The organism is Humiphilus diazotrophicus, assembly GCF_059726315.1.
Map to the genome: position 1 here is coordinate 645707 of NZ_AP040871.1, position 12652 is coordinate 658358.

Here is a 12652-nt window from a genome sequence, read left to right on the forward strand (position 1 = left end):
CAGGGCCGAACAGCCAAGAATTTTGCGCCAAGATGCTGAATCGTTGTTGATTGATTGGGGATGTACTAAGCACAGTCAAGAGAATGCGTTCCGAGAACGGCAGGAGAAAACAGTGGCAGGCTATAGAGCACTGGGTCGACGAACGATAGCTTGTTCTTCCCATCGTGCCCGATTGTCCTTTTCAGGATCGAGTTTGGTCCTTGATGGAGAAATATGAAGACTGAGAAATACGACTAGACCTTTAGCAATCCGCGGAACCCTCTAGCAGCATAATAAGATTCTGCACCGTTGTGATACACGAAAATGGTATTGTAGCGGCGATCGCAAAAGAGGGCACCGCCGAGTTCCCTGATTTCAGCGGGCGTTTTTATCCAGCTCGATGTCTTCATATCGAAATTTCCTAACCTTTGCAATTCCCGGTACTGTTCTTCTGTTAAGAGTTCGATGCCCATCGCAGCTGCCACATCGACTACATTGTTCTCAGGTTTATGCTCTTTCCTGGAGTCCAGTGCTTCGCGGTCGTAGCAAAGACTTCTGCGGCTTTTAGGACTCTCCACCGAACAGTCACAAAAGATATATTCGCCCGTCTCTTTATTCTGGCTAATAACATCGGGTTCACCGCCGCTTTTTTCCATTTCATTGAGTGTCCATAGTTTCTCGGCATTAGCTTTCAGCTTTGCTGATATTGGGGGCCATTCAAGATCTTTATGGCGGTTCATGTTCTTTTCAAAGCGGGCTTTTAACACTTGGAGTAATTTCCCCTGTTGTTCTAATGACAGCTCCTTTCTTGTTTCAACGCCAGTCATTGGGTTCTTTTCCATTGGCTCTCGCAGGTCGCTCCCTCTTTTAGACATGGTCTGAGATCCCCCACACAGGGATGGGCAATTTTATCAACTTCCTCTCGACAATGAGTTGGCTTGACGCGGCAGTGCTTGTCGGGATTTTGCGTTTCAGTTCAGGAGACTTCAATCTACCAGTACCCCGCGTAACGGATAATCTGGAAGAACTGTGTCATGAAAGCATCCTCCTGTTTCGGAAACCGACCAAGGATGCGAGTCCAAAAAATTAACCTGGCATTTATATCGATGTAGCTACTGTCATGTATAGATATCACTTAACCCTGCGAATTGTATCTTTTCTCTAGATTCTCCTTTCATGCGCCACGCCGCGGAAAAAATAAAAAAAGTTTAAAAGGTAGTTGGGAAATCGTGGCCGTCTCCGTTATGTAAAGGGATAGTTTTTCCTGTGTCGAAGTTTGTATTCGAGGATAGATTCTCCAATAAAAATACGAAGGGATAGTTGGGAAAAACCGGGTGAGTTCGTTATGTAAAAAGGAATGGTCGATATCAGTCATGATTGCTTTGGTAACGGTTCGCTTTCGAAATTAGATTTGGACAATATCGAATTTAGAGCGCTGAGTGCACGGTCAGTAGCTTTTGTTAGCCTCACGGTTGTTTAATGAAAGGTGATCAGATGTTAGCCATGTAAGTCTGATGCAGTATGCCTTCGACTTTATGTCTTGATACTCAGATACAAGCTGAGAATGGAGAAGGTGTGCCTTCTGCAGGCCTGTAGTAGTGTCCTTGATTATCTAATGTGATGTTGAGCCGGAGGATGTAAAAGAAAGTTACGACGTAATCTGACCATATTAAACAGATGTTAATCAAAAAGACCGCTCCAAATAACAAAGGTTTCTTAATTGCGGGGTATTGTTTGAGCCACTTCAGGAATTCGCAGTTCAATGAGCGCTGGTTTATTCCGCAGAAGGCTTTGCTGTTGGGTGGGGAATAGCAGATGTCAACTTCTGCCAGGAAAGTGGGACATGCGTTCGATTGTTTGCGGATTGGGAGGGGGCTCCTTGGTGGCCATTTCTAGAGGTATTGAATGGACTGCAAATGATAAACGCGGTCGGGAAGAGCTGGGCGCTATTCGGGCACCAGGACTTTTCACCCTTACAGATCCAGATAGCTCGGTTTGGCAGGAACGCATTTTGAAATTGTACGAGCAGTTCAGTCCTTCGATTTACAGGTATCTGAAGAGTCTGGGCATACTCGCAGATGAGGCCGAAGATCTAGTTCAGGAGACATTCCTTCGTTTAGCGGCACATCTGAGAGAAGCTGGCGACAATACTAACTTGCGTTCATGGCTTTTTCGGGTAGCACACAACTTATCGATGGATATTCATCGAGCACGTCGAAGGGGACAGTCGATTGCAGATCTCGATGCCGAGAATGATTTGGTGGATCTGGGTACAAATCCAGAGTCGAGATATCTCAAGGAAGAACAGCTGAGAAGGTTAGATGAGGCAATGTCAACCCTGACTTCTCAACAGCGGAATAGCATTTTATTGCGCGCCGAAGGATTGCGTTATTGGGAGATAGCTTCTGTTTTGGGAGTGAGCGAACAACGAGCAGTCAACTTGGTAAAGCGTGGCCTGCTGAGGTTGGCGAAAGGTGTATGAAATTGTGATTTTGCCAATTCGAGAGTGTATCCGAGGGCATGTTCGAGATAAGGCACTTCTGTTGCTAATCGATAATGAGCTGTCGCTCTCGGAAACTAGAAAAATCGAGCGTCATGTTGCTGGCTGTTCTAGATGTTCAGGTCGTCTGGACACGTTAAGACATGCCACGCAGCAGGTGATTCAGTATGGAAATCACCGCGTGGGAAGGGATGCATTTTCCAGAATATCCGGTAAACGGGAGTTATTACGCACGAAGCTGGATCTGCTCTCTTGTATGCAAGAGCAAAGCACGGCACAACCCGGCTCGAAGGCTGGATACTCTCGATTTGGATTCACAGGTATGGAGCTGGCGCTTACACCTATTGTTCTTACCGCGATTGTGCTAATAGGCCTACACCTCTCAACAATGAAGACTACGAGATCCCATATCGCGTCTAGCGCTCTTCTGTCGCGTGCAGAAGCATGGGATTCTCCACAGGGTAAGGCCGTTGGGTCTGGGGTTATTTGCCAAACTGTCAAGATTCAGTCCGGCAAGCAAACCCTTGAGCGAGAGATTTATCACGATGCTCAGGGTGTCAGAAAAACCAAACTTCACAGGTTGAAACCTCAGGAGGAGTCAATCAAGCAAAGGCTCGTTACTGCTGGCATTTCCTGGGATGCACCACTTTCAGCTCGAACCTACCAGGACTGGCGGGACCAACAATCGGTGTGGAAGGAACAGATTAAAGAAATAGACAAGAATTTGCTTGTACTAACTACTACGACCTCCAGCGGTACAGTTGCTTCACAATCGTTAACTGTGCGCGATGAAGATTTTCATCCGGTTGCTCGGACCGTGGTCTTTCGCAATAAAGAGACGATCGAAATTGCAGAGCTGGACTATCGTGTCCTGCCCTGGTCTACGGTTGGCTCCGACCTCTTTGAACCGATGAATGTGGCGATGGGGAAAGGAGTGTCTTCTTCAAGAGAAGGAAGTGTCCCGGTTATTTCTGTGGGCTTTACTGATTCCCAGCTGGATGAGATCGAGCTTGGAGTGCGGCTGGTTCTGAATCAGCTTCATGCCGATTCCGGAGAACAGATTCAGATTGTTCGAGAACCGTCGGGCATTGTTATTCAGGGCATAGTGGAAACGGATGAAAGGCGAAGGGAACTTGCTGAGCATTTGCGGTTGGTGCCTCATGCAAAGACTTCAATTATGAGCATTGCCGAGGCACTGCGTAAGTCTTCCGCAAATGACTCTGGCATTTCGGAATCCCAAGCCCTCTCAGTAGTTACTCAGCGGTCGCCGTTGGAAGCCTATTTTATCGAGCATGGCAGAAGCTCGGCAGATCTCCGCCAGCTTTCGCAACAGCTACTCCAGAGTGCATTGAGGGCAAGCCAGGAGAGCAGAGCTATATCCGATTTGTTGATGAGATTTGCTGGCAAAGCAAAGATGACAGATCTGGGAAGTGCCACCCTTGTGGATCTTTTCTATACGCATAGGAATACTCTTTTGCAGAGCTTGAATGAAGAACGTGGACTTCTAAAACATGTACTGCCGTCTCTGCCTCCGGAAAGTTCTCTAGAGATAACCGATGCTGATCCCGATGAGCTTGGAGAGATCGCGGAGCGGAATCTAAATTTGTGTGAAGAGTTGGCTCTGGGAAGTAGGAAGCAATCCAGAAGCGCAGAAACTATTCTTCCTGAATTGGCCAATGAATTAATCAAATTGCAGAGTACGGCTCACCAGGCACGAATGAGCAATAACCCGGGCATGGCTACAAATAGAAAGAAATAGAAATCTCGGAAACTCGAATGAGTTTAGTTTAGTTCTCGAAATTGAGAACACTGGTTTGTCTTGGCATTAGTAAATACTCAGATGGTTCCAATTGTCATATCTCCAGGGAAGTAATAAAGAACGTAAACGCGGCTGTCCAAAAAATGAATAGAAAAAAGATCGTGTGCTATGGAGGCTTTGGAGTTGTGGAGAATCCTGTTTCCCTCAGATGTGTGAAGAGACAAAAAGTACGTTGTTTCTTGAAAGGTTCTGTTGGTAAGGTCGGACAAATATCGTCGGCGGGACTCTTTTCTCTGGCGCTGGTCCTATTGATTTCAGTCGGTGTGTCAGCAGTTGGTTGCAGCAGTAATTCCACTATCAAGGCGGGTTCTATTTCCATCACAGATCCGAACGGCAGCTCAACGCAGCAGCTTGCCTCGTTAGTGATAGGATCGAAGGCCTCTGTCCGCATGGCCCCAGCTAGTGATTCTACAAATGCTGGAGTAGATTGGTCGGTAACCTGTGGAGGAGATCCAAATACCGGGAGTGTTACGAATGGAGCGTGCGGAAGCTTTGCACCAGTTCATACAACTGGTGGAGCTATGTCTATCTATACTGCACCGGCAAGCATTCCGGTTGGAACGAATGTCACCATTACCGCAACAGTTACTGGAAGCCCTTCGGCAAGCAAAAATGTGACTTTACCTGTGATCCTTCCAGGAATTGTTGTTTCTTTCTACTCGATGACTCCGGTGACTTCGCTGGTGGTAAATAAGACAACAACCTTCAGCGCGCAAGCTCAAAACGATATTCAGGGCAAAGGGATCAGCTGGACTGTAACGTGCAGCTCCGCTGATTGTGGAACATTTAGTTCTTCTACCACGGCGAGTCAGAGCTCCACAACCTACAAGGCTCCTGCTACAGTCCCGGCAGGCGGCACTGTTACGGTTACTGCTACCTCCGTTAGTGATCCAACTAAGTCTGCCAGTGCTGTAGTAACGATCCTGCCAGTCGCAATCAATCTGGACACAACATCACTACAGGTTGGCGTGTCTAGCACCGCATCTCTAGTCGCAACCGTTACCAATGACTCTTCTAGTAGCGGCGCAGATTGGAAATTAAGCTGCGGAGGTGCCTCCTCTATTGCCTGTGGGACAATAACTAGTCACACGGCTAGTGGAGCCGTCGCTATATATAAAGGACCACCCACAGTTCCCCCTGTAAATCCAGTTACAATAACTGCGTCATCGTCCGCCGTACCTTCTGTGGTAGTGACGGCCAATGCCATGGTGGTGCCGACATCTGGCATTTCAGTAGCAGTCAGTTCGCCATCGCCTTCTGTGTCTTTGAATGGCACAGCAACCTTTACGGCACAGGTTTCGAACGACGCTTCTCTCCAAGGTGTTACCTGGACAGTCAAATGTAGTTCTGGCAGCGGATGCGGGAGTGTGGTTAGTAGCGGAACAAATTCCGGTTCGACAATCTACACCGCCATCTACACCGCCCCGGCATCGGTTCCTCCAGGTGCTCAAGTCGTTGTAGTTGCCACTCCCGTTTCTACTGATCCCGGCAATTCCGGAATGGCAAGCATCAAAATCACCCAGACTCCTCCTACCGTGACTATCCAACAACAGCCACCTTCCTCTTTGAGCGCAAATGGAAAGGCTCCGGTGAGCGCTGTAGTTGCGAATGATCCATCTTCGGGAGGGGTGACCTGGTCCGTGAAGTGTAATAGCACTGTTGGAGGTGGCTGCGGTTACGTCTCCCCCTATCGGACAGCAAGTGGGGCAACCGCGACTTATATTGCACCTCCAATTTCTCCCTCCGGGCAGGTGTCGATCGTTGCAACCTCGGCGTCGAATTCCAGTGTCAGCGTAACTTCGACACCTGTCACTGTTGTTGCGGACACTGCCCTTTCCGTTAATTTCGTTCCAGTACCACCGACTCAGCTTCAGGTGGATACCTCTGTAAATCTGAATGCTTATGTAACAAATGACATTACGAATGCAGGTATTGATTGGCAGGTCTGTTCGAGTGGTTGTGGCTTCTTCACCATCACTCCCGCTATTCCCGCAATCCCGGCAACAGCAAAGACCCCCTATGTGCCGGAAGTTCCGGCAGTGACTGCAACTTCGGTAAAGGGGTGGCCGAATAGTCTTCCTATCTCGTATACCGCCCCGTCGACTCCTCCTCCGGGCGGAGCTGTGGCAATTGTCGCTACTGCTCATGTAGATGGAAAGACCGGAACCGCAGCATCTGTCACGATCAGTTCGAGTAACAATGGGCCGACATTAACGGGAGTGGTTCAGTCAGGACTTGAGCCACTGGTGGGTGCTGCCGTATCGCTGTATGCGGCAGGAAATTCTGGATATGGATCAGCCTCTTCATTGATCTATGCTTCCAACCAACCTTCCTATGCCACGACTGATAGTTCCGGTCGCTTTATGATTCCAGGCGGTTATAGCTGTCCACAACCAGGAAGCCAGATGTATCTGCTGGCGATAGGGGGGCACGTGGGTTCGAGTGCGCCTAATCCCAATCTCGTCTTTATGACTGTACTGGGCCCATGCAATGCTTTGAGCTCTTCTCCAGTCGTGGTGAATGAGATCACCAGCGTTGCCGTTTCCTGGGCAGTCGCTCACTTTGCTCCCGAACCGATAGATACGGGGACGACCACGTATCTCAATATTGGATCGAGTAGGAACAATACGACCGGTCTGGCAAATGCATTTGCTGCGGCTCAGAGCCTGGTCGATATCTCCACCGGACGTGCCCGTTCCACGGTTCCTGCGGGTAACGCGGCGGTGCCCTACGCAGAGATAAATACTCTAGCTGATGCTCTCAATGCTTGCGCCGTTACAGCGGGCGGGACGGCGGGGGATGGCAGTGCCTGCGGCACATTGTTTGCAGCGGCAACTTCCAATGCCGCCACGGTTGGAAATTTCCATGCCGTTCCCGGTGATACTTTGCAGGCGGTGATGCAAGTTGCTCAGCATCCGTTTAGAGGTCTCGGCTATCAGACGGATGTCGCTAGCATTTACAGCCTCGTTTCTGCTGATTCGCCCTTTCAGCCGATTCTGACAACGGCTCCGCATGATTTCTCCTTGGCTTTAAATTTTGTGAATGGCGGGGGACTTACAAGCAACAGCACTACAAACTATCTGGCATTGGATGCTGCGGGAAATCTCTGGATGACCGATAGCGCTGGAAATAAGGTAATCGAGTGGAACAACCTGGGAGCACCAATCACTTCCTCGTCAGGTTTCACTACGAACAGTATGAACTCGCCAGGTGCTCTTGCGGTGGATTCATCCGGAAATGTTTGGGTCTGTGGCAGCGGCACTCTTACGAAGCTGACTAGCTTAGGAACAGAAGCACTCGGCAGCCCTTTTTACGGGGGAGGATTGTCGGGTACCTGCCAGGGGATGGCGATCGATGCTTCCGGAAGTATTTGGGCACTTAATAGCAACAGCGTTACGAAATTCGACAGCCTCGGTGAACCACTTTCTCCTGCTACCGGATTTACGATTCCTGTCTCTCCGACAGACAGCACTACCGTGTCACTGCTCCCACCAATCTCTATAGACAGCTCCAATAATGTGTGGGTAGGGGTTGTGAATCCGAAGATATCGGCTCTCGGGCAGTTTCTGTCTCTGGCGCAATTAAATAATGCAAGTGGGGCTCCTTATAATTTGAGCCCGGCAATCAACGACAATGCTACACCTTCAAACTTCGTTAATATCTCCGAAGCTTTGGATCAAACGCAGATTGCTACGGATGGCTCGGGCAATGTCTGGGTACCCGATTCCGGTGTAACGGGAAACCTTATTAAGATTCCCAGCTATAGTGGGTCTGGGATCGACACTCCAACTCAGTTTTATTCTTATAGCGCTTCATCCTTCACACCTTTAGGGAACGCACGTGGAGTGGCTCTCGATGGTGCTGGCCGGATCTGGGTGGGAAGTCAGGCAGACTCTTCTCAGAATAAATTGCCTAATCTTAGCGAGTTTAACCCGGCGAGCGGCGCGGTTTACGGGGCATATCTTTCCTCTAGTTTTACCAGCCGTCCGCTGAGCGTCTCTGTCGATAATGCCGGAAATGTTTGGGTTCTTCTCAGCAACAACACGATCACGGAGTTTGTGGGAATTGCTACCCCCGCCGTTACTCCTCTTGCCACTGCGGTCAAGAACGCGAAGCTGGGAGCAAGGCCATGAAGATTGATATTCAGAGCCAGTATGTATTCATGAAGAGAGAGGGGCGGGAAGAAGGAACAATGAATTCGCCAATAGGTGTCTACAAGAGTGAGGATTTGCGTTTGCCGTCATCCGAAGGCATACATGTGTATGATGCCGAAGCAGACCGTGGTGGGGGGACGCAGCCATCCTTTTGTTCTTCCTCAAAGTTCCCAGAGATTACTTTCGCTACGTTGGCTGTAGTGATAGCTGTTTTTCTCTTCGGTTGTTCCTCCTCAAGTTCTATTAAGCCACAGGTCGGGGCCATCGTTTTCAGCGATGCCAAAGGCGTGCAGCAGACAACGGCTCCTACGTCTCTGACGGCCAATGGCGGAACATATCTTTATACGACTCTCACGGACGACAAACAGTACCTGGGAGTGGATTGGACGGTATCTTGTGGGAGCGAACTTCCTTCCGGAACACCGCTTCCTCCCGGGCAGACGGTTGATACTTCGTGTGGTACTTTCAGCCCAGTCCATACGGCGAGTGGACCAGTGCCCAATTATGCAAGTAGTGGCACCGGAATCGTTACCTACTACACGGCTCCCTCTGCGGTGCCCAAGAATGGAATCGTAACCCTGTATGCCAGTGCGACCGCCGACCATTCCAGATATTCAAAAACAACTCTGACGATTACCGGCGTGCCTATCGACATTGCTTTTGTATCGACTCCTCCAGCTACTCTTGCTGTAAAAGGTAATGTTTCTCTGAATGCTGTTGTGAGCAACGATGGTGCGTCCGGAGGAGTGAACTGGTCAGTGGTTTGCGGTTCCAGCGATTGTGGTTCGTTTAGCTCCACGAAAACCGCCAGCGCGGTTGCGACCACATATACGGCACCAGCTGCCGTACCTGTGGGGCAGACAGTAACGGTGATAGCGAGCTCGGCTACCGATTCTAGTAAATCGGTGCATGCGACGATTACTATTCAGCCATTGGCATCTTCTAGTACTGCGAGTGGCAAGGTGCTCGCCGGTTCAGAGCCGGTTCGCGATGCGTCGGTATTTCTCTACGCCGCCGGTGAAACCGGCTACGGAACTGCTTCTATTCTGCTGAATTCCTCTTCGCCCATTACTACCGATGAAAATGGGAATTTCACACTTGCCGGGCACAATGCATGTTCCGCTCCTGAAAGCCAAGTGTATTTAGTTGCCAGAGGTGGCAACAAAGGCGAGGGTGGCAATCCCAATCTTACTTTTATGACGGCTTTGGGTCGCTGCGACAGTATTGAGAAGCTCGGCCCGGTGACAGTTAATGAGGTAACAACAGTAGCAGCAGCTTATGCGATGGCTGGGTTTATGACTGATGCGGCGCATGTGAGCACTGCCAGTGACAATATCATCGGGCTCGAAAATGCCTTCGCTGCAGCAAATAACCTGGTTAACATCTCGACAGGTGCAGCACGTGCTGTTACTCCCTCCGGGAATGGCTCTGTTCCGCAGGCCAAGATTAATACTATCGCCGATGCTTTGAATCGCTGTGCTGCGACCACTGGTGGTCTCGCGGGTGACGGAAGCATCTGTGGCAGCCTCTTTGCAGGTGCCGGAGGAGTCGCTACAACAGATACTCTTCAGGTTGCTCACTATCTAGCTCTTCATTCGACAGGGGACAGTGACTCTTCTCAGGCCTTGTATAACCTGGCCAGTCCTGATGGGCCATTCCAGCCTCTTCTCGAAACAGCACCGGTGGACTGGAGCCTTACTCTGCGGTTTGAGGGGAGATCGCTAAAGCAACCGGAGGCGATTACTACGGATGCCCAGGGCAATGCCTGGATTTCCAGTGCTGTAGGAATTACGGGATTGTTCAGTAGCGGAGCTGAAATGGCTGGAAGCCCCTTTGCTTATGGAACAGATGTTGCGAGTGAACATAAGCTTGCTTCTGCTCAGTCCTCTGTCATGGATGGTTCCGGACGGGTGTGGAGTGTCAGGCCTGACACTCGGGACGGCGTGCTGGTCTCGGTGGGCTCAGCGAACATAGCTGCAAGCTTCACCTCAAGCTCTGCGGTGCTGACGATCGATATCTCCGGCAACCTCTGGGTGACTACAAGCGGGGAGAACTCCATCTTTGAGGTTATTGGAGCGGCGCCTCCGTCATCCACGGCTCGCAAGAACATTACTCCCGAGCAGAAGCCGTGAGAGTAGAAATCCATGGCTCTCTTGCAATTTCGATGACAAGAAAAGAGTGCCGGACTGAAAGGTCATTGCCAGAGGCAAGCCTCTGATATCAACCAGATTGCGGGAAATGCTGCGCGTTGAAGTTAAGGGATGCATTTCCGAGGAGAACCTTTAGATGATCATGATCGGAAAGAGAATTGCCGTTCTGCTTCTTATGTTCGGTGTCGTAGGACTGCAAGTAGAAGATACAGCTGCGCAGCAGAGCAGGACCAAGCCTGTTCGCTCTAAACCGAAGACCCAGGAGCAGTTGTTACTGCAGCAATTGAATGAGAAGTTTCAGGTGCTGGAGCAGATAAATGAAAAGTATCAAGGGCTGGAACAAAAGGTTGAAGAGTTGAAGAATCAGCTGCAGGGGGCAAAGATTGCAGCTGCGAATGCTGAGAAGGCTGCCAGCGAGGCCCGGCAGGAACTGGAGAATACGCGCAATAACAATGGTCAAAATACAAAGACCGTAGAGACGCTGCAAAGCTCTGTTGCGGATCTCAAGGCATCGAATGCTTCGCTTGCCGATACGCTCCAGACCGACCAAAAGTCTATCCGCGCACTCGAGACCCCTCAGGTGATTCACTTTATGGGTGTAGACCTCAAACCCGGTGGCTTCCTGGCTGGCGAGACGGTATCACGTCAGCGTGGAACAGGAAGCGATGTGAATACATCGTTTTCAACCATACCGTTCTCACACCAAACCGCAGGTGTCCTTTCCGAGTTTAATGCCAGTGGCCGTCAGTCTCGCATCTCCCTGCTGAGCGAGGGAAAACTGACTCACTCTGTTTTGCGCGGTTACTATGAGGCTGATTTCCTTTCTGCAGGAACGACTTCAAATGATAATCAGAGCAATAGCTATACCCTCCGGCAACGCCAGGCATGGGCGCAGGCAGAGTTGGAACGCGGATGGACTCTCACTGCCGGACAGATGTGGTCTCTTGCTACAGAGTACAAGTCCGGCCTGACGAACCGGCAAGAGGCGATACCGCTCACCATCGATGCTCAATACAATGTTGGGTTCACCTGGGAACGTCAGTATGGTTTCCGTGTAGTAAAGCGTCTTGGCAGTAAATTCTGGTTGGGTACGGCTGTTGAAGAGGCACAGACGCTAAACATCGGTGGCCGTAACCTGCCGACAATTGCTTACCAGCAGGCTGGAAATGGTGGCGGTCTGTATAACTCAACCGCCAACTACAGCTTTAACTATGCTCCGGACCTCATTGCTAAGGCTGTCTATCAGCCTAGTTTTGGACACTTCGAAATCTTTGGCATTGGGAGATTTTTCCGGGATCGTGTCTTCCCGAATGGTCCCGCGCCTGCGCAAGCTTCTCAGCCGGCTACACCTTCGGCGCTTGGTGCGTTCACTTCCAAGACGGAGGGTGGAGGTGCCGGCGCCAATGCGCGTGTATCACTCTTGAGCAAAAGACTCGATGTTGGAGCCCACATCCTCGCCGGGAATGGTGTTGGAAGGTACAGCAGTTCGACGCTGCCGGATGCGACGGCGCATCCCGACGGATCGCTTGAGTTGCTTGTTGGGGGATCTGCCTTGGGTTCGCTGGAGTGGCATGCAACTCCACGTCTTGATGTCTACGCCTACTATGGCGGCGAGTATGTAAAGCGCGCGTTCTATAACACTGGATATACCGTGGTAACTCCAGGACCGACGCAAGGACAACCGATTCTGGGTGGATACGGTGCCCCGAATAATCTCGTTTCCGGATGTTATACCGAAGTCCTTCCTACAAGTTCTACCAACGGCGGAGGCAGCGTTCCGGGAACGGCCAGCAACTGCCAGGCAGACAACCGCAACATTCAGGAAGGCACCTTTGGCTACTGGTTCCGTTTCTACAGAGGCTCTCGTGGAACCTTTCAGCAGGGTATCCAGTATTCCTACGCCGTGCGGCATACCTGGCAGGGAATTGGCGATCCTCTAACCGGTCTTGGTGGTTCTCCCAAGGCAATCGAAAACATGTGGTTCACCTCCTTCCGGTATTACTTGCCGCAGTAGGGAAGGGCAATTCTTAGCTATTAGCCATAAGCTTTT

The 12652-nt window shown here is 50.5% G+C and carries 6 protein-coding genes and 1 pseudogene; 6 read left to right on the forward strand and 1 reads right to left on the reverse strand.

Annotated elements, in window-relative coordinates:
* Positions 1–233 precede the first annotated feature (233 nt).
* Positions 234–821 carry a DUF4256 domain-containing protein gene (locus AC6I7T_RS32510; protein ID WP_497794833.1) on the reverse strand — a complete coding sequence of 196 codons (588 nt, stop codon included), beginning with the start codon at positions 819–821 and terminating at the stop codon, positions 234–236.
* A gap of 1040 nt (positions 822–1861) precedes the next feature.
* Here AC6I7T_RS32510 and AC6I7T_RS32515 point away from each other — a divergent pair.
* The 6 genes and pseudogenes from AC6I7T_RS32515 to AC6I7T_RS32540 all read left to right on the forward strand — a co-directional run bounded on the left by AC6I7T_RS32515 (position 1862) and on the right by AC6I7T_RS32540 (position 12616).
* Positions 1862–2461, forward strand: a complete 600-nt coding sequence (locus tag AC6I7T_RS32515) for an RNA polymerase sigma factor (RefSeq protein ID WP_497794834.1) — start codon at positions 1862–1864, stop codon at positions 2459–2461.
* A 4-nt stretch (positions 2462–2465) separates the two neighbouring features.
* Positions 2466–2585 (forward strand): annotated as a pseudogene (locus AC6I7T_RS32520) (hypothetical protein); the annotation flags it as partial.
* Between the two features lie 150 nt (positions 2586–2735).
* Positions 2736–4238 carry a hypothetical protein gene (locus tag AC6I7T_RS32525; RefSeq protein ID WP_497795563.1) on the forward strand — a complete coding sequence of 501 codons (1503 nt, stop codon included), beginning with the start codon at positions 2736–2738 and terminating at the stop codon, positions 4236–4238.
* A gap of 239 nt (positions 4239–4477) precedes the next feature.
* Positions 4478–8431 carry a hypothetical protein gene (locus tag AC6I7T_RS32530; protein ID WP_497794836.1) on the forward strand — a complete coding sequence of 1318 codons (3954 nt, stop codon included), beginning with the start codon at positions 4478–4480 and terminating at the stop codon, positions 8429–8431.
* A complete protein-coding gene (locus AC6I7T_RS32535) occupies positions 8428–10584 on the forward strand; it encodes a transthyretin-like family protein (RefSeq protein ID WP_497794837.1) in 2157 nt (718 codons plus the stop codon). The genes AC6I7T_RS32530 and AC6I7T_RS32535 overlap by 4 nt, the downstream gene beginning before the upstream one ends.
* Before the next feature lie 160 nt (positions 10585–10744).
* Complete coding sequence (locus tag AC6I7T_RS32540; protein ID WP_497794839.1) at positions 10745–12616, forward strand: hypothetical protein; 1872 nt, start codon at positions 10745–10747, stop codon at positions 12614–12616.
* Positions 12617–12652 lie beyond the last annotated feature (36 nt).